The organism is Variovorax paradoxus (assembly GCF_000834655.1).
Classification (GTDB): Bacteria; Pseudomonadota; Gammaproteobacteria; order Burkholderiales; family Burkholderiaceae_C; genus Variovorax; species Variovorax paradoxus_F.
The window spans coordinates 75837-93319 of the sequence record NZ_JXQQ01000084.1 but is presented as its reverse complement, the minus strand read 5'-3'; the positions used below and the strand labels follow the sequence as shown (position 1 = coordinate 93319).

The window sequence follows — 17483 nt, the reverse complement described above, 5'->3', positions numbered from 1 at the left end:
GTGCTGGCTATTCGATGCCCGCGCGGCTCTGCGACGCGATCAGCGCGGCGCCGCAGGCCGTCTTCATGCCGTCCACCGCGATCTCCATGCCCTGCACCTTGGCCCGGCGGCCGCCGCTCGAAATCGGGAACACGCCCTTGCACAGCGGGCAGGCGACCATGTGGCCCACGCCGGCGGGGATCTTTCCGTCGATCGAGAACGACGAGAAGCCTTCGAGCACGGTGCCGCCGTGGGTCGTGGTGTCGCCCACGCAGACGATGAGATCGCTCATCTGAGGTTCTTGGTGAAGGAGGCAATGGCCGCACTTTTGCCTTCGGAGGATGAATTGCTCGCGACGATCGACATCAGGTAGCTCATGTCTTCGGGGCTGAATCGCGACGGGTGCGGCGAGTAGAAATCCTGCACGACCTTCTCGAGCCAGTCGATATCGTCGAGCCCGAATTCCTCGCACGCCCTGACCAGTGTCCTGATTTCCGAAAGGAGCAGGTAGAACGGATATTCGCGGTCCGAAAAGTATTCGCCGTAGACGAATTCGGTCAAACGAAAAATATGCCGCTCGAAGAAATTGCGCGTGGCAATTTCAATCGGGCTTTTACCGCTGATTTCCGGTGCCAAGTCCATGGAAAAAATCAAGGGCGTATCTTGTTGCGATCGGCCACGGCGCGGATGTCGCACACGCTGGTTTTGGGCGGCATCCATATGCCATCTTCATCGATGAGTTTTTGCCCCGTCGCGCGCAGGGCATCGAAAGGAAATTCGGTTTCGGCAAAGACATCGGCTGTTTCAACGAAGCGAATGAGATGAAAGCCCGAGCGAACTGCCTTGACGGTCAAAAAGGGATCGTTGCCGGCGAAATCGTCGAAATAATTGAAGTTGTATGTTTCGGCTATTTTCTTGTCGAGCGAATTCAGGATGGGAGATTGCTTGATGCGGTCCACGTCCCGGGCATATCCGTCGTCCTGGATGCGCTTGTATTCCGCGAGCATCTTCGAAACAAGCGCTTTGCCGGCTGGATCGGCATCCTGCACTTCGACACCCCGGAACTGCAGCGCATTGAGTATCTTCAGCCAGCACGAGACGTCGATGTCCTCGGCATGGACGCCGAAATAGAGCCTGCGGCTCCAGGCGTCCAGCGCGTCCCGGTCTTTTTTCGGCAAGACCAATTGTTGGAACGATGCAGCTATTTTCTCGTAGTCTTGCGAATAACCCGCATCGAGCAATGCATCCCTGAAGAGGGCGCAAATGGAGTCGGCATCGCCTTCCAGGTCGATATAAGGATAAATCTCCTTCATATCTTCCAGAGAAAGAATGGCGATCAATTCGCCGAGGCGCGCTTGTCTGCTCATGTCAATGAATTCCGATGGTGCGTTTGAAAATCGACTGCAACTTGTCTACGATATCCGGTTTCATCTTGGCGATCGATTTTTCCACGGCTTGATTTTTCAATTGGAGAATTGCTAGTTGAACGACCGTTCCGAGCGGATCGACCGCACCCAGCACGCCCCGGTGTTTCGCGAGCAGTTCCCGGTCCCAGGCCGACAGGCTGCCGGCTTCGATGGTGCGGTCGATTTGCAGCGCCTCGCGGTGCAGTTGCATGGCCCGATGGTCGTCGAACGAGCGGTTGGCAAGGTTGAGGTCAAATTCGTCGCCTAATTCGGACTTCAGTTGCTTGCGGAAGTTTTCCTTGAAATTCAGGCAGTCGAACAGCGCGGGATTGAAGAAATATGCGTTGCGACTATAGCCTTGAAAGCCGGAAAATTTCTCTTCCACAAACCGGGAATAGGATGCGGTGCCGGCTCGAAGTGCGGCCGCGTGCGTCCTCGCAATTATCGATATCTGCGACTTCACTCTATCGTCCGAAGACTGGGATTTTTCGTTTTTCTTTCTGTTTTCAAGAATCGATTTTCTATTGATCTGCAGCACGTCCTTGTAATCCAGGTCGGTCTCCAGAAATTCCCAAAGGGCCGAGGACAGGTCGAGGCTGAAATAAATAGCCGCTTCTCCCCAGATGCGATCGGCGTGAAAGTCTGGCGTGTCGGTCGCATTCATGGCAAGGCAAGGCTCACGGCGCCTCCCACCGGAGAAGTAAAGAAAGACACGCCAATGGCGCGGATGACCTTGTACCCTACATACCCGGCAACCGCCGCGCCGCCCACCCAATACGCGGGCGTCGGGTCGATGCCCTGCATCGGTACGTTGTTCGCATCCCAATCGGCCTGCGTGGGCAAGGGGCGGGACGCCAATTGGCGCACACCCGAAGGCAATTGGCCATTGGGACACCCAGATTGATCGTATTCGTCGATATGGTCCTGCAAATTCTTTTGCTGGCGTGCAATTTCGTTCTGGTGATTGGCCCACGAAGTCGTACCCGGCGGCTGCGCGCCTTTTTGCACCTGTTCCGCGAACCGCGTCGCCAATCCCTTCGGGCTGCCGGGCCCTTTGTTGGAATTCGCGATTTCCTCGATCTTTTCCTTCAGGCAGGTACAGGCGTCGCCGTCGCATTCGCGCAGCGTCTTGCGAAGCGAGGAATTTTCCGGATGCGTCTTGGGAATGGCGTTGTCGAAGGTGGCCATGGTTCCTATTGCGCCTCGTAGACGAGGTAATCGTGCCGTTCCCGGAAATTGCGGCAATAGATCTTCGATGCATGCTGGAGCAATTCGCTGAACCGCTCCTCGGATTCAAAGAAGAAACTGGCATTGATCGCCGTATAGAACTTGTTGAGCTGCCCGTAGTTGCCCCTGGGATGCAGCCGCACCTTCAGCCGGCGCTTGAGCGCATCGGGCGCGAGCGCCGAGATGATGACCACGCCGTGCCCGGCCGCGACGTAGGCGGCAATTCCCGCGCGGTTGCCCGGCCGGATCGCCTCCCAGTCGAGGAGATAGGGGGCGGAGAGACCGGCTGCCTCCTTTTCTTCGCCGTCGAAAAGGCAGCGGCTGTGCGCGCTGTTCACTTCCTTGATCACCTCGTACTGCACCGCGTCCGAAGGGTCCAGCAGGATGTATTTGCCCCCGGCATGCGCGCCGATGACCGAGGCGAACTGCTCGGCGTCCGCGATGTGGATCACGCGGGTCTTGAGGCGGCTCATTTGGCGCTCTTGATCCGGGGCTTCTTGCTCGAGAGGCATTCCTTGTTCGACTGCCGGCCGGTGAAGTCGATCTGGTCCGACTTCAGCCAGATGTGCCTGGCGTTGATGACGATGCCCTTGTCGTCGATCTGGATGAAGCCGCCGGGGCCGCTCAGGAGGATCTTCTCGGTGCCGAAGGTGTTGTTGTTCTTCGCGTAATGGAGGATGTCGGAGCCCGCGCTGATGTTGAATTCGTCGCCCACCTTCAGGTCGTATTGCTTGCCCACGATGTCGATGCGCTCCACGCCCACCATGGAGTTCTGCGCGACACCCACCACCGTGTTCTTGATGAGCCCGACCTTCTCGCTGGAGGTCAGGAGCACGTTGCGGCTCATGTGCTGCTTGACCGTGAGCGTCTTGTTCTCGCCGATTTCCTCGACGTGGTTGGCGCCCACGGTGATCGACTTGTTGTTGCCGATGCGCTCGGACTGGTCGTGGTCCACGGTCTTGGCGCGGTCGCGGCCCACCCAGTGGGTCTCGTCGTTCTCCACCTCGATGTCGTGGTTGCGCTCGGCGTGCAGCCAGACCTGCTCCTGGCCCTTCTTGTCCTCGAAGCGAAAGGCATTGGCATTGGACTCGTTGCCGCCTTCGGAACTGCGCGTGAGCAGGCCGCTCTGGGTCGCCTGGGCCGGCAGTGCCCACGGCGGCATGTTGTCGGCGTTGTAGACGCGCCCGGTCACGATGGGGCGGTCGGGGTCGCCGTTCTCGAAATCGACGATCACCTCCTGGCCGATGCGCGGGATGTGGATGCCGCCGAAATTGGTGCCGGCCCAGGGCGAGGACACGCGCACCCAGCAGGAGCTGTTCTCGTCCTTGGTGCAGTAGCGGTTCCAGTGGAAGCTGAGCTTCACGCGGCCGTATTCGTCGGTCCAGATCTCGCGGCCCGCCGGGCCCGTGACGATGGCCGTCTGCGGGCCCGTGGTGCGCGGGCGCGGCGCGGGCGGCACCGGCGCGCGGAAGACCTTGCTGGCCGGGATCGCCTCGAAATCCACCCGGCACTCGAATTCCTGCTGCGCGCTCGCATCGCCCACGTCCTGCAGCCGCAGGCGCGCGTGGGTCACCAGGTATTGGCGGTTCGATTCGTTCTGCGGATGGCGCTCCAGCGTGAGAAGGCACCCCGGCACCACCGCGCGCAGGTTGCCCGCTCCGCTCGCGCGCTCGCCCTGGCTGCCGGTTTCTTCCATGCGCGTGCGCACCAACTGCTCGCCCTCGGACTCCACCACGTAGTCGCCGGGCCAGCCGTAGCGCTCCCAGGTGTTCTGCGCGGTCTTGCGCGGCATGGCGCTCACCTGCTGCAGTTCCGCCCGGGGGCGCTTGAAGTCGAAATCGTCGCTCACCCAGCGGCCGCTCTGCAACTCTTCGAAGGCGTTGAAGCGGTCGCAGTGCTCCTCGCGCACGGTGGCCTCCGCGGCGTGGAAGGGGACGGTCTGGTAGCCCGCGTGGGCGAACGGCTGGTGGGAGGCCATGTCGTCCACGACCACCAGCCGGTGCGCGCCCTGCTCGTGCTCGAAGTAGTAGTAGAGCCCCCACTCGTGCAGGAGGCGCGCGACGAAGTCGAAGTCGCTCTCGCCGTACTGCACCTGGAATTCGCGCGGCGGATAGCTGCGGCTCGCGCGGATCGCAAACGGCATGCCGTACTTGCCGAGCACCTCGTTCACGATGGCCAGCACGTCCTGGTTCTGGAAGATCCGGTAGTCGCTGGTGCGCGTGGCCAGCGTGAGCCAAGGCTCGACCACGGCCTCGTACAGCGCGCGCCGGTTCTCCAGCCGCATGAATCGCACCCGCGTCACCAGGCCCGAGATATGGCGCTGATCGGAGCCCTTGCCGGGGCGGCCATCGAGCACGATGTGCGTGGTGAGGATCTCGCCCAGCAGTTGCTTGATGGCCACGTTGGCCGCCTGGCGCTCGTTGTAGCCCTGCCGCTCGGGCGTCGCCAGGGTCAGGGTGTAGTGGAACAGGCTGCTCAGCCCCTCGGCGCCCTCGATGGCGACGGGTTCCAGCGCCGGCCCGTTGCCCAGCGCGGGCATGGCGGACGACGAGACGCTGAGTACGCGCGCAAGCTGCGCGGAGCCGTTGGGCATGGAAATTCCCCCCTGGATACTTTGGACTGGCCAAAGTGATCGTAGCGAGGGCAACTTGTTATGCCAATAACACAATAGGTTGCGCGCCGCGCCTAGCGCCCACCGCCCTGCAGCGCCTTGGCCCGCGCCACGCCGTAGCGCTGCAGCGTCTTCTCGCGCGCCTCGGCATGGTCCACCACGGGCGCGGGGTAGGTCTCGCCGAGCTTGATGCCCGCGGCCTCCAGCTCCACCGGCGACGCCATCCACGGCGCGTGAATGGCGGCGTTCGACAGCCCCGCCAGCTGCGGCAGGTAGCGGCGGATGAACTTGCCCTCGGGGTCGAAGCGCTCGCTCTGCGTCACCGGGTTGAAGATGCGGAAGTAGGGCTGTGCGTCGCACCCGCTCGAACTCGCCCACTGCCAGCCGCCGTTGTTGGAGGCCAGCTCGAAGTCGTTCAGGTGCACTGCGAAATAGCGCTCGCCGCGGCGCCAGTCCAGCCCCAGGTCCTTGCAGAGAAAGCTCGCCACCACCATGCGCAGCCGGTTGTGCATGTAGCCGCTCTGGTTGATCTGCAGCATCGCGGCATCGACCAGCGGGTAGCCGGTGCGGCCCTCGCACCAGGCGTCGAAGAGCTGGTCGGCGTGCTTGCCGTGGTGCCACTGGATCTTGTCGTACTCGGGGCGAAAGCTCTTCGATTCGCCGTCCGTGTGCACGTGCGGGAAGTGCATGAGGATCTGGAAGTAGAAGTCCCGCCAGATCAGCTCGCTCAGCCACGTCGCCGCGCCCGGGTTGCCCTGCAGCGAGAGCTGGTGCGCCACGCTCGCCACCTGCCGGATCGACACCGTGCCGAAGCGCAGGTGCACCCCCATGTAGCTGGGGCCGCGCACGGCGGGGAAGTTGCGCGCTTCTTCGTAGCGGTCGATGCGCTCGAAGAAATCCTCGAACAGCACGCCGGCCCCGAGCGAGCCGGTCGGGATCTCCAGCGTGCCCAGGTTGGTCTTCTCGAAGCCGAGCTCGCCCAGCGACAGCATCGGCTCCCGGTAGGCCTGAGGCGGCGGCACCAGCGCCTCGGCGTGGCTTCGCACGGGGTAGGACTTGAGGAAGAACGAGTCCACCTTCGCAAGCCACGCCCGCTTGTAGGGCGTGAACACCGTGTAGGGCTGGCCGGTCTTGGTCATGACCTCGTCGCGGTCGAAGACGGTCGAGTCCTTGTAGGTGTGGAAGGCGATGCCGGCGTTGGCCAGCGCGCCGAGCACCTTGGCGTCGCGCTCCAGCGCATCGGGCTCGTCGTCGCGGTTGGCGAACACGGCCTGCACGTCCAGGTCGCTCGCGAGCGCGGGGATTTCCTGCACCGCGTGGGAGTGCCGCACGATCAGCCCGCCGCCCAAGGCGTCCAGTTCGGCCTGCAGTTCCAGCAGCGATTCGCGGATGAATTCGACGCGCCGGTCGGCGCTGGGCAGCCCCTCCAGGATCGCCTTGTCGAACACGAAAACGCAGACGAGCTGGCGGCAGGCCCGCAGCGCGCGATAGAGGGCTGCGTTGTCGTCCACGCGCAGGTCGCGGCGGAACCACATGAGCCCCTTGGGGTAGGTCTTGTCGACGGCCAGTAAAATGGGTGGCATATGGCTGCCGATTCTGCCCCGATGAACCTCACGCATCACTTTTTGATAGCGATGCCCGGGATGGAAGACAAAACTTTCAACCGCAGCGTCGTGTACCTCTGCGAACACAGCGAGCGCGGTGCGCTCGGCCTGGTGATCAACAAACCCAGCGACATCAACCTGAAGGTGCTGTTCGAGAAGATCGAGCTGCACCTGGCCCGCCCCGAGCTGGGCGACGCCCCGGTCTTCCAGGGCGGCCCGGTGCAGACCGAGCGCGGCTTCGTGCTGCACGAGCCGGTCTTCACCCAGGCCGAGAAGCCCGAGGAATCGGTCTACGCCTCGACGATGACCATCCCCGGCGGGCTGGAGATGACCACCTCCAAGGACGTGCTGGAGGCCCTGGCCACCGGCGCCGGCCCCCGCAAGGTGCTGGTTTCGCTGGGCTACGCCGCCTGGGGCGAGGGCCAGCTGGAGTCCGAGCTGGCCGAGAACAGCTGGCTCACCGTGCTGGCCGACCCGGCGGTGATCTTCGATACGCCGATCGAGCAGCGCTACGACCGGGCGCTCCTGCTGCTGGGCCTGGAAGCCTGGAAGCTCTCCCCCGACGCCGGACACGCATGATGACCTCGGCTCGCCCCCAGTCTTCGCGCACTTCGTGTCGCTTCGCCACCCCCCTACCGGGGGCGGGCCGGCCGCTTCGGGCGGCCGTGCGCGGCGGCCCCCTGTGAGTGGACCGGCGATGTCCGACAGTGCTGCGTCCTCATCTGTTCCCGTCCCGTCCCACTTCCAGACCTTCCTGGCCTTCGACTTCGGCCTGAAGCGCACGGGCGTGGCCAGCGGCAACAGGCTGCTTCGAACGGCCACGCCGCAGGCCACCATCAAGGCCGAGGGCGATGCCCGCTTCGCCCAGGTCGAGGCGCGCATCAAGGAGTGGCAGCCCGACGCGCTCGTGATCGGCGTGCCCTATCACCCCGATGGCGCCCCGCACGAGAACACCCGCCGCGCGCAGAAGTTCGCGCGCCAGCTGCGGGGCCGATTCAACCTGCAGGTGTTCGAGGTCGACGAGCGCTACAGCACGACCGAGGCACTGGCGTCCGGCGCAAAAGATGCCGATGCCGCCTCCGCCTGCATCATCCTGGAGCAATTTTTGAGGAGTCTCCAATGATGAAGCGCTCCCCCAGGCTTGGCGCACTTTGTGTCGCTTCTCCTTCCCCCTCACCGGGAGCAACACCTGTGGCCCGGCAAAGCCGGTTCCACGGCGTTTCCCGAACTTTTCTTTCCCCTTGCCTTTTCCTGGAGCAATCATCGTGAGCCCTGTCGTTCCCGACGCGGAGTTGTTGTATCTCGATCTCCTGGCCGGCGTGAAGGCGCTGCTGCGCCCTGAAACCAAACTGGTCGGCATCACCTCCGGCGGCGCCTGGCTGGTCGAGCGGCTGCAGAAAGACCTGGGCCTGCCCGGTGCGCCCGGCGTCATTTCGTCGGCCATGCACCGCGACGACTTCGCGCGCCGCGGCCTCTCGGCGAGCGCGCAGACTTCGCTCCCCTTCGACGTGAACGGCACCGACGTGCTGCTTCTGGACGACGTGCTCTACACCGGCCGCACCATCCGCGCGGTGCTCAACGAGCTGTTCGACTTCGGCCGTCCCGCCTGCGTGCGGCTCGCGGTGCTGGTCGATCGCGGTGGACGCGAACTGCCGGTGGCGGCCGATTTCGCCGCTGCCAGGCTCACGCTCCCGGACACGCAACTCCTCGCGCTCGCCCGCGCCGACGACGGCGCCTTCAGCCTCAAGGTGGAGGAGAACAAGTGAACCCCCACGTTCATCACTTCGTGTATTCACTGCCCCCCGAGGGGGCGCAGGCCTGCCTTGGGGCGGCCCGGCGGGAGGCCTGCAAGTAATGCTCTACAAGCGAAATCCACAGCTCAACAAGCACGGCGAACTCATCCACCTGCTGTCGATCGAGGGGCTGCCCAAGGACATCGTCACGCACATCCTCGACACTGCCGCCAACTTCACCAGCGTGAGCGACCGCGAAGTGAAGAAGGTGCCGCTCCTGCGCGGCAAGAGCGTGTTCAACCTGTTCTTCGAGAACTCGACGCGCACCCGCACCACCTTCGAGATCGCGGCCAAGCGCCTGAGTGCCGACGTCATCAACCTGGACATCGCGCGCTCCTCGGCCACCAAGGGCGAGTCGCTCCTGGACACCATCGCCAACCTGAGCGCGATGGCGGCCGACCTCTTCGTGGTGCGCCACAGCGAATCGGGCGCGCCTTACCTGATCGCGCAGCACGTGGCACCGCACGTGCACGTGGTGAACGCCGGCGACGGCCGCCACGCGCACCCCACGCAGGGGCTGCTCGACATGTACACGATCCGCCACTACAAGAAAGACTTCGCGAACCTCACGGTCGCGATCGTCGGCGACGTGCTGCACTCGCGCGTGGCGCGCTCCGACATCCACGCGCTCACCACGCTCGGCTGCGCCGAAGTGCGGGTGGTCGGCCCCAAGACGCTGGTGCCCAACGACATGGCCGGCATGGGCGTGCGCGTGTGCCACACGCTCGAAGAGGGCATCAAGGACTGCGACGTGATCATCATGCTGCGCCTGCAGAACGAACGCATGAGCGGCGCGCTGCTGCCCTCGTCGCAGGAGTTCTTCAAGACCTACGGGCTCACGCCCGAGAAGCTGCAGCTGGCCAAGTCGGATGCCATCGTGATGCACCCGGGGCCGATCAACCGCGGCGTGGAAATCGACTCCGCCGTGGTCGACGGCAAGCAGAGCGTGATCCTTCCGCAGGTCACTTTCGGCATCGCGGTGCGCATGGCGGTGATGAGCATCGTGGCAGGAAACGAAGCCTAGACATGTTGCTCGCTCCCAGTCTTCGCGCACTTCGTGTCGCTTCGCCAACCCCCTACCGGGGGCAACACCAGTGGCCCGGCGAAGCCGGTTCCACGGTGTTCCCCGAAAAGGCCCTGACGGCCACCGGAAGTACAGACGCATGAACATCCTCATCACCAACGGCCGCGTCATCGACCCCGCATCGGGCACCGACAAGAAGACAGACATCGCCATCGCCGACGGCAAGATCGCCGGCATCGGCAACGTACCCGCCGGCTTCAAGGCAGACCGCACGATCGATGCCGCGGGCTGCGTCGTTGCGCCCGGCCTCGTGGACCTCGCCGCGCGCCTGCGCGAACCGGGCTACGAGCACGAAGGCATGCTGGAGAGCGAGATGGCCGCGGCCATCGCGGGCGGCGTGACCAGCCTCGTGTGCCCGCCCGACACCGACCCCGTGCTCGACGAGCCCGGCCTGGTCGAGATGCTCAAGTTCCGCGCCGAGAAGCTGCAGTGCGCGCGCCTCTTTCCGCTCGGCGCGCTCACGCGCGGCCTGGCCGGCGGCGTGCTCACCGAGATGGCCGAACTCACCGAGGCCGGCTGCATCGGCTTCAGCCAGGCCGACGTGCCGCTGGCCGACACCCAGGTGCTGCAGCGCGCGCTGCTCTACGCAAGCACCTTCGGCTACACCGTGTGGCTGCGTCCGCAGGACCGCGACCTCGGCAAGGGCGTGGCCGCCAGCGGCCCGCTCGCCACGCGGCTGGGCCTCTCGGGCGTGCCCGTCTCGGCCGAGACGATTGCCATCTTCACTATCGTCGAGCTCATGAAGAGCACCGGCGCGCGCGTGCACCTGTGCCGCATCTCCAGCGCCGCGGGCGTGGCGCTGGTGCGCGCAGCAAAGGCCCAGGGGCTGCCGCTGACCTGCGACGTCAGCATCAACTCGCTGCACCTGGCCGACACCGACATCGGCTACTTCGACAGCCGCGCGCGCCTGAACCCGCCGCTGCGTCAGCAGGGCGACCGCGACGCGCTCTCGGCGGGCCTGGCCGACGGCACCATCGACGCGCTGGTGTCCGACCACACGCCGGTCGAGGCCGACGCCAAGACGCTGCCTTTTGCCGAAGCCGAGCCCGGCGCCACCGGCCTGGAGCTGCTGCTGCCGCTCGCGCTGCAGTGGGGCGAGCGCAGCGGCGCTGGCATCGCGCGGGCGATCGAGGTCGTCACGTCCGCGCCGGCGCGTCTGCTGGCCGCCGCCGATGCGGGCACCGGCATCGGACGCCTCGCCGAAGGCGGCGTCGCAGACCTTTGCATCTTCGATCCGGCGCTCGAATGGCAGGTCGAGCCCGATGCGCTCAAGAGCCAGGGCAAGCACACGCCGTTCGCCGGCTACCCGGTGCAGGGCCGCGCGCGCCACACGCTGGTTGCTGGCCGCGTCGTCCACGGCTGAAAAAGAGAGAGCCCGCTTCCCATGGTTCATTCGCTGAAGGCCTGCTGGCGCCTGCTGCACGCGGTGGGGCATGCGCTGGCCGGGTGGTGGACGATCCGCTTCGCCTTTCCCGGCCTCACGCAGGCCGAGCGCAATGCGCGCGTTCAGGAGTGGTCTCGCCGCATGCTCGAGATCATGGGCATCACGCTCAAGGTGCAGGGCACACCGCCGCCCGCGGGGCCGGTGCTGCTCATCAGCAACCACCTTTCGTGGCTCGACATCACCGCCATCCACGCGGCACGCCATGTGCGCTTCGTGTCCAAGTCGGGCGTCAAGCACTGGCCTCTGATCGGCACGCTCTCCACCGGCGCGGGCTCGCTCTACATCGAGCGCGAACGCCGGCGCGATGCGCTGCGCGTGGTGCACCACATGACCGAGGCGCTGCGCGAGGGCGACCTGATCGGGGTGTTCCCCGAAGGCACCACCAGCGATGGCCGTGGGCTGCTGCCCTTCCACGCCAACTTGCTGCAGGCCGCGATCTCGTCAGGCGCGCCGGTGCTGCCCGCCGCGCTGCGCTTCGCCGATGCCGCCACCGGCGAGACCAGCCAGGCGCCGCGCTACATCGACGACGACAACCTGCTCACGTCGCTGTGGAACACCCTCCGCGCGCCACCCTTGCTGGCCATCGTGCGATTCGGCGAACCGCAGGATTCGCACGGCCGCGAGCGCCGCACCTGGGCGCAGTCGCTGCATGAAGACGTGCAGCAGCTTCGCCGCGAAACCCACTGAGGCACCGGCCCGCACACAAAAAAAGCGCCCCCTGGGGGACGCTTGAACGGCGCACGGAGGCGCCGTGAGGAGGAACCGGGGATCGAACGTGTCTCGGGTTTCTGGTGGTCAGAGAATGCCGAAGACCTTCAAGCCGATGATCACGATCAGCGGCACGCCGCAGAGCCAAAGGATGATGCTTTTCATGATCGGGGTCTCCGTGAGGTAAGTAGGCCTCTACATTGGCCGCGCGCCTGGCCGGCGCTTGCGGGAGAAGGCAAACCCTGCGCGTGGGCGCGTGCCTACAAGCGCCGGACGACGAAGAGGCCGATCGCCACCAGCCAGGACAGCGCCAGCGCCACGCAGAGCCGCAGGCCCCACGGTGGATTGCTCGCGGCATTCGACGCCGAAACCAACTACCCGCGTTCGGGCGACAAGGGCGGCGTGTCTGACTGCGCGGGCGCGCTGTTCGTCTGCAATGACGGATCGATCAGCGGCTCGAAAAAGGTCTGCACCGGCCCCCAAGACGGCGGCGCGGTGCGCGGCCTGTTGGCGCCGCAGCAGGCAACCAGCGCGGGAGATTGCGCGTGCCGCTCCGGCCGCATCTGCACGGGCCCGCGCGGAGGCCGGTACTGCCTGAGCGACAGCGGCGCGAAGAGCTATGTGCGCAGGTGAACTGAACGATCAGTCGCGATCTTCGTAATAGCGGCGATGCTGCTCGCGCTCCCACTGCCGGCGACGCCATTCGCGGCGCTCTGCACGGCGCTCTTCCCAACGCTCCGCGCGCCGGTCTTCCCAACGGGAGCCCGGTTCGTAATACACAGGCGCGGGCGCGGAATACACGGGCGCCGGGGGCTGGTAGTACGTCGGCGCCGGCCGCGAGTAGACGGGTGCTGGCTCATAGTAGACGGGGGCCGGCGTGCTCACGACGACGCCCGGCAGGTTGACGCCAACGGACCAGTGGGTTTCCGCATTGGCCGATGCACCGGCGAACAAGGCACCTGCGGCAACGACACCAGCCGCGGCCAGCTTGAGAACGGTTCGGGGATTCAACATTTCATCTCCTGAAGCGGGCGACAAACAGCCCTGATGCACCATTCAACGCCCAGCGGCAGGCGCGCGCTCACATCGCGAAGGTGAAGATGCGTTCCCAAATGTGACGCCGCGGCACGAAGAAGCGACCGTCGTTCAGCAATGCGGGGTCAGCCTATGTTCGCGAGGAGCCGGCGAAAGGCCGCAGGATCCCTGCGGCCCGATTCATTACCGGCTCGTCATGTCGCGCCGCCTCGGCGCAGGCGCTGGCGCAGCGCGGCGGTCTCGTCGCTCGGGTCGTCGATGGCGGAAAGAACGATGCCGTTCAGTTCATCGAGCCACCTGAGGATGTCGGGGAGCCGGCGGGCCAGCGTCGGCGGGTCGAAGGTGTCGGACTCGGAGAGCGACTGGAGGATGGCGATCCAGTCGAGCGCTTCGTACGATGCCATGCGGATCACGTCGCGCCGCTCGGCGTCGAGGAAGTCCTTTTCTTCGGGGGCTGCGGTGTCGTGTCGATCGGCTTGGCAGCGGTGGGGGTCTTTGTCGGGGGCTTGCTAGACTTCCTGGTAGCCATGATGTGCGGGTTCTTTCAAAGGTGGTTGCACGTTGTGGTCAGGCTGGTTCGATGTTTGCGCATCGTTCCAGCCGCCTGAATTGCCTCAGAAGATCGCGGCCTCCGCTGAGACCGCAACACGCCCTGATACGCGGCGTTCATTTCCTGGGCGCCTGCTCCTTCGCTCGATCGATCGCCCCGCTGAGCCACGCCGTGCCCAGCCGCCTCAACTTGGCCCAGCGGTCACGCGTCAGGCGGACCGAACCATGCACTGCGCGCACGTCGTCCGGCAATGTCGGGCGGCCCCTTCGCGGGCGTTCTTCGGTGTCTTGCTTCTTCGTCATTCGTTGCTTCCTTCCTGTGCGCCCAGCGTAGGCGAGGAGGGGATGCGAGGGAGGAATTGCAGTGAGACGTTTTGCCGCAAAGGCCTGTCTCAATTGCAAGAACTTCTTGAACCGCGCGATGGGTGCCGTCCGGGGCGTGCGGGGCCTCTGTTTTGCGTTGCCGCGCGGAGGCGTTAACCTGCCGCAGCCTTCATCTCCAGGACCCGCTTCCCATGACTCCTGTCGTCATCTATCCCAGCCGCCTGCGCGTCGGCCTGCTCTTTGCGGGCTCGGCACTGTTCGTTGCAGGAGGCGTCTGGCTGCTGAGGAATCCGATCCGGGGCGACGAGGCCATGGGCTGGCTGATCGGCTGGGCAAGCATCGTGTTCCTCGGCGCGGTCGCGCTTTTTGCACTGAGCCGGCTCGTGTCGAGGAAGCCTGCGATCACCATCGATCGCAGCGGCATCACCGACAACGCCTCCGGGCTGTCCGCGGGATTCATCCCGTGGTCCGATATCGCCGATGCGCAGGTCATCAGGTTTCAGCAGCAAAAATTTCTCGGGGTGTCGCTGCGCAACCCGAAGGACTACCTGGCCAAGGCGTCGCCGCTCAAGCGCACGCTGATGAAGGCGAACTCGTCGCTGGTGGGCTTCGTCATCAACATTCCGCAGATATCGCTGCCCGTGCCGCTCGAGGAACTGCTCGGGCACATCGAGCGCTTCCGGCGCGCCGAGCCGTAGATGGCGCATGGCGCCACGTGCAGGTAAACCTTAGTTTGGGTGCTCCCCGAAGGGACAACAGCTCCCGCATTTGCCCCGCGGCGCGCGTTGTTCAATGATGGCTGCCATGAAAGAGATCCGGTTGGGCTGGTCGCGCGACGTCAGTCACCTCAAGCACCAGATTCAGGCGGCCGCAAGCTGGAAGCCCGACACGGCCGTGCTGCGCCGCGACCTGGAGATCATGGTCGAGGTGGGCAACGAGGTCTTCGGCGAAGGCACGCACTGGATCGAAGAGCGGACGGTGCCGGACCCTCTTTGAACGAACGGCGCTGCGAGGCCCGGGTCCGATCGGCTTTGGCGGGTGCACGCTGTCAGCGGGGCGGTGAAATGCGAACTGACCGGTCGTGCTGGTCGCCGCGTCCCGCGCCGGAGCCGCACCGGCACCCCGAGCATTTCCCGAGCCGCTGGCGGATACGTATGGCACGTATCGCGCAAGGCTGATGGATTCGGCGCGCGGCTACGCGTTGCATCGAGCGTCACGACACGTTCGCGCGCGGCAACGAAGGCCCTCGGTGTCGCAGGCCAGGACAATCGCCGGATGGAAGTGCTCAAGACCCTCTCCCTTTTCATCGTGACGGCGCTGGCGGAAATCGTCGGCTGCTATCTGCCCTATCTCTGGCTGAAGCAGGATCGGTCGGCGTGGCTGCTGGTGCCTGCGGGGATCGCGCTGGCGCTCTTTGCCTGGCTGCTTTCGCTGCACCCGGCGGCGGCCGGCCGTGTCTATGCCGCGTACGGCGGCGTCTACATCGGGGTGGCGATGCTGTGGCTCTGGTCGGTGGATGGCATCCGGCCGACGACCACCGATTGGGTCGGCGTGGCGGTGAGTCTCGCCGGCATGGCGATCATCATGTTCGGCCCGAGGCCGACTGCCTAGTCCGGCGGGCTCGACGCCGGCTTGCCGGTGTCGATGTTGGTGCTGGTGGTGGTGCCTTCGACAGGAATCGAACCTGTATCTGAGTCTTAGGAGGACCCCGTTCTATCCATTGAACTACGAAGACGACTGGCGCGAGGGGCTCGGTGCCCGGCCGGCGAGGGGTTGCCGGTGCGCGCCGCGATTTTATAGGGTTCGCGCCGCGACTTCGCTGCACTGCAAAAAACCCGTCAGCGCGGGCTAACCCCGATACGAAATCTCCAAGAAGTTGACCACGGTCAAGTCGACGCGGAACGCCTGCGCGCAACATCCGCCCTGTTCGTATCTCCGCTCAGATCCAACAATAACAACGGGCGCACCCTACACCGACTGGAGACAAACATGACGATGAAGAACATCGCTTCGCGCGCCCGCAGCTGGCCTGCGAAAGCCATTGGCGCGGCCGTGCTGGCGCTGGGTGCCACCACCGTTGCCGCCCCGGCCTTCGCCTGGGAACCCACCAAACCAGTGGAGTTCGTCATCCCCGCCGGCACTGGCGGCGGCGCCGACCAGATGGGGCGGCTGCTGCAGGGCATCGTCATCAAGTACAAGCTCATGAAGGAGCCGCTCATCGTCGTCAACAAGTCGGGCGGCGCGGGCGCCGAGGGCTTCCTGGCGGTGAAGGAGGCCAAGGGCGATCCGCACAAGATCATCATCTCGCTGTCGAACCTGTTCACCACGCCCATGGCCACGGGCGTGCCCTTCAACTGGAAGGACATGACGCCCGTCGCGATGCTGGCGCTCGACCAGTTCGTGCTGTGGACCAACGTGGACGCGCCCTACAAGACGGCCAGCGAATACATCGCGGCCACCAAGGCCGCGGGCCCCAACAAGTTCAAGATGGCCGGCACCGGTTCCAAGCAGGAAGACCAGATCATCACCGTCGCGCTCGAGAAGGCCACGGGCACCAAGTTCATCTACGTGCCCTTCAAGGGCGGCGGCGAAGTGGCGGTGCAGCTGGTGGGCGGCCACGTGCACTCCACGGTCAACAACCCGATCGAGGCGGTGGCGCAATGGCGCGCCGGCAAGCTGCGCGCGCTGTGCGTGTTCGACGACGAGCGCATGCCCTTCAAGGCGAAGGTGACCGACACGCAATCGTGGAACGACGTGCCCACCTGCAAGGAGGCGGGCGTGCCCACCAAGTACACGATGCTGCGCGGCATCTTCATGCCCGCCGGCGTCACGCCCGAGCAGCTGAAGTTCTACACCGACCTGCTCACCAAGGTGGCCGCCACGCCCGAGTGGAAGGAGTACATGGAGAAGGGTGCCTTCAACCCGACCTTCATGACCGGCAAGCCGTTTGCCGACTGGCTCACCGCCGCCGAGACGACGCACCGCACGCTGATGTCCGACGCGGGCTTCCTGGCCAGCAGCAAGTAAGCCGGACTCGGGGCCGATGAATTGACGACAGCCGTTCGGGCTGAGCTTGTCGAAGCCTTGCGCAGCGCTTCGACAGGCTCAGCGTGAACGGGTTGTGGTCTGTCAGCGTGCGTCGAGCACCGCGCTGTCTTCCTTCTCTTACAAACATGACGGGGGCTCCATGGAGCACGAAGAAATTTCCGATGGGGCGGCGCGTTCGGGCGTTGCCACCTACGTGGTCGAGGCGGTGGTGGCGGTGCTGCTGCTCATCATCGGACTGGTGGTGGTGTTCGAGGCCCGCAAGCTGGGCGCGGGCTGGACGAGCGACGGGCCGGGGTCGGGCTACTTCCCGTTCTTCATCGGCGTGATCATCACGATCTCGGGCGCCGGCATCCTGTACCAGGCACTGCTCGGCAAGAACCGGAACACCGAGGTGTTCGTCGATTCGGTGCAGCTGAAGCGCGTGCTCTCGGTGCTGGTGCCGGCCACGGTGTATGTGCTGGCCATCACGTTCCTGGGAATCTATGTGGCGTCTGCGATCTACATCGCGCTCTTCATGATCGTGCTGGGCAAGTACTCGTGGGTGAAGAGCGTGATCGCGGCCCTCGCGGTCAACACGGTCTTCTTCTGCATGTTCGAGGTGTGGTTCAAGGTGCCGCTTTTCAAAGGCTCGCTCGACCCCCTCCGGTTCCTCGGCTACTGAACTCACGGAG

23 protein-coding genes and 1 tRNA gene are annotated in these 17483 nt (G+C 65.1%); 12 read left to right on the top strand and 12 right to left on the bottom strand.

Features of this window, described 5'->3' with window-relative positions; translation table 11 throughout:
• Positions 1-7 precede the first annotated feature (7 nt).
• The 8 genes from RT97_RS26900 to RT97_RS26865 all read right to left on the bottom strand — a co-directional run bounded on the left by RT97_RS26900 (position 8) and on the right by RT97_RS26865 (position 6806).
• Entirely contained in the window at positions 8-271 is a 264-nt protein-coding gene (locus RT97_RS26900; protein WP_042581917.1) for a PAAR domain-containing protein, read from the bottom strand.
• Positions 268-621 carry a hypothetical protein gene (locus RT97_RS26895; protein ID WP_155403900.1) on the bottom strand — a complete coding sequence of 118 codons (354 nt, stop codon included), beginning with the start codon at positions 619-621 and terminating at the stop codon, positions 268-270. Before RT97_RS26895 ends, RT97_RS26900 begins: the two co-directional genes overlap by 4 nt.
• Positions 622-629: 8 nt before the next feature.
• Positions 630-1346 (bottom strand): hypothetical protein, encoded by a 717-nt coding sequence (locus tag RT97_RS26890; RefSeq protein ID WP_155403899.1) that lies wholly within the window; start codon positions 1344-1346, stop codon positions 630-632.
• A gap of 1 nt (position 1347) precedes the next feature.
• A complete protein-coding gene (locus tag RT97_RS26885) occupies positions 1348-2049 on the bottom strand; it encodes a hypothetical protein (RefSeq protein WP_042581914.1) in 702 nt (233 codons plus the stop codon).
• Entirely contained in the window at positions 2046-2573 is a 528-nt protein-coding gene (locus RT97_RS26880; protein WP_042581913.1) for a hypothetical protein, read from the bottom strand. Before RT97_RS26880 ends, RT97_RS26885 begins: the two co-directional genes overlap by 4 nt.
• Positions 2574-2578: 5 nt before the next feature.
• On the bottom strand, positions 2579-3124 hold the full coding sequence (locus RT97_RS26875) for a DUF4123 domain-containing protein (RefSeq protein ID WP_155403898.1): 546 nt from the start codon (positions 3122-3124) through the stop codon (positions 2579-2581).
• A complete protein-coding gene (locus tag RT97_RS26870) occupies positions 3082-5205 on the bottom strand; it encodes a type VI secretion system Vgr family protein (RefSeq protein ID WP_080898447.1) in 2124 nt (707 codons plus the stop codon). The genes RT97_RS26875 and RT97_RS26870 overlap by 43 nt, the downstream gene beginning before the upstream one ends.
• A gap of 92 nt (positions 5206-5297) precedes the next feature.
• Positions 5298-6806: a cryptochrome/photolyase family protein gene (locus RT97_RS26865; RefSeq protein WP_042581911.1), complete on the bottom strand. Its 1509-nt coding sequence runs from the start codon at positions 6804-6806 to the stop codon at positions 5298-5300.
• On the opposite strand from RT97_RS26865, the gene RT97_RS26860 reads away from it, so the two are divergent.
• The 7 genes from RT97_RS26860 (at position 6807) to RT97_RS26830 (ending at position 12489) form a co-directional block, all read left to right on the top strand.
• Positions 6807-7406, top strand: a complete 600-nt coding sequence (locus RT97_RS26860; protein ID WP_042581910.1) for a YqgE/AlgH family protein — start codon at positions 6807-6809, stop codon at positions 7404-7406.
• A gap of 118 nt (positions 7407-7524) precedes the next feature.
• Positions 7525-7950 carry a Holliday junction resolvase RuvX gene (gene ruvX, locus RT97_RS26855; protein ID WP_042581909.1) on the top strand — a complete coding sequence of 142 codons (426 nt, stop codon included), beginning with the start codon at positions 7525-7527 and terminating at the stop codon, positions 7948-7950.
• A gap of 142 nt (positions 7951-8092) precedes the next feature.
• Positions 8093-8593 (top strand): bifunctional pyr operon transcriptional regulator/uracil phosphoribosyltransferase PyrR, encoded by a 501-nt coding sequence (pyrR, locus tag RT97_RS26850; protein WP_080898446.1) that lies wholly within the window; start codon positions 8093-8095, stop codon positions 8591-8593.
• Between the two features lie 88 nt (positions 8594-8681).
• Entirely contained in the window at positions 8682-9644 is a 963-nt protein-coding gene (locus RT97_RS26845) for an aspartate carbamoyltransferase catalytic subunit (RefSeq protein ID WP_042581907.1), read from the top strand.
• 139 nt (positions 9645-9783) lie between these two features.
• Positions 9784-11067 (top strand): dihydroorotase, encoded by a 1284-nt coding sequence (locus RT97_RS26840; protein WP_042581906.1) that lies wholly within the window; start codon positions 9784-9786, stop codon positions 11065-11067.
• A gap of 21 nt (positions 11068-11088) precedes the next feature.
• Positions 11089-11835 carry a lysophospholipid acyltransferase family protein gene (locus tag RT97_RS26835; RefSeq protein WP_042581905.1) on the top strand — a complete coding sequence of 249 codons (747 nt, stop codon included), beginning with the start codon at positions 11089-11091 and terminating at the stop codon, positions 11833-11835.
• A gap of 366 nt (positions 11836-12201) precedes the next feature.
• Positions 12202-12489, top strand: a complete 288-nt coding sequence (locus tag RT97_RS26830; protein ID WP_042581904.1) for a hypothetical protein — start codon at positions 12202-12204, stop codon at positions 12487-12489.
• 9 nt (positions 12490-12498) lie between these two features.
• Here RT97_RS26830 and RT97_RS26825 read toward each other — a convergent pair whose 3' ends face one another.
• From RT97_RS26825 to RT97_RS26815, 3 genes are all read right to left on the bottom strand, one after another.
• Positions 12499-12870: a hypothetical protein gene (locus tag RT97_RS26825; protein ID WP_042581903.1), complete on the bottom strand. Its 372-nt coding sequence runs from the start codon at positions 12868-12870 to the stop codon at positions 12499-12501.
• A gap of 215 nt (positions 12871-13085) precedes the next feature.
• Entirely contained in the window at positions 13086-13295 is a 210-nt protein-coding gene (locus RT97_RS26820) for a hypothetical protein (protein WP_042581902.1), read from the bottom strand.
• A 262-nt stretch (positions 13296-13557) separates the two neighbouring features.
• Entirely contained in the window at positions 13558-13743 is a 186-nt protein-coding gene (locus RT97_RS26815; RefSeq protein ID WP_042581901.1) for a hypothetical protein, read from the bottom strand.
• A gap of 212 nt (positions 13744-13955) precedes the next feature.
• Here RT97_RS26815 and RT97_RS26810 point away from each other — a divergent pair, with 212 nt between their 5' ends.
• From RT97_RS26810 to RT97_RS26800, 3 genes are all read left to right on the top strand, one after another.
• Entirely contained in the window at positions 13956-14462 is a 507-nt protein-coding gene (locus RT97_RS26810) for an STM3941 family protein (RefSeq protein WP_042581900.1), read from the top strand.
• 106 nt (positions 14463-14568) lie between these two features.
• Positions 14569-14760 carry a hypothetical protein gene (locus RT97_RS26805; RefSeq protein WP_042581899.1) on the top strand — a complete coding sequence of 64 codons (192 nt, stop codon included), beginning with the start codon at positions 14569-14571 and terminating at the stop codon, positions 14758-14760.
• A gap of 279 nt (positions 14761-15039) precedes the next feature.
• Positions 15040-15375 (top strand): YnfA family protein, encoded by a 336-nt coding sequence (locus RT97_RS26800; protein ID WP_042581898.1) that lies wholly within the window; start codon positions 15040-15042, stop codon positions 15373-15375.
• A 49-nt stretch (positions 15376-15424) separates the two neighbouring features.
• On the opposite strand, the gene RT97_RS26795 is transcribed toward RT97_RS26800, so the two are convergent.
• A tRNA-Arg gene (locus tag RT97_RS26795) sits at positions 15425-15499 on the bottom strand.
• Positions 15500-15753: 254 nt separating this feature from the next.
• Between RT97_RS26795 and RT97_RS26790 the strand changes: the two genes are divergently transcribed.
• Positions 15754-16791, top strand: a complete 1038-nt coding sequence (locus RT97_RS26790; protein WP_216595190.1) for a Bug family tripartite tricarboxylate transporter substrate binding protein — start codon at positions 15754-15756, stop codon at positions 16789-16791.
• A gap of 160 nt (positions 16792-16951) precedes the next feature.
• Complete coding sequence (locus RT97_RS26785; RefSeq protein WP_042581897.1) at positions 16952-17473, top strand: tripartite tricarboxylate transporter TctB family protein; 522 nt, start codon at positions 16952-16954, stop codon at positions 17471-17473.
• Positions 17474-17483: the final 10 nt, after the last annotated feature.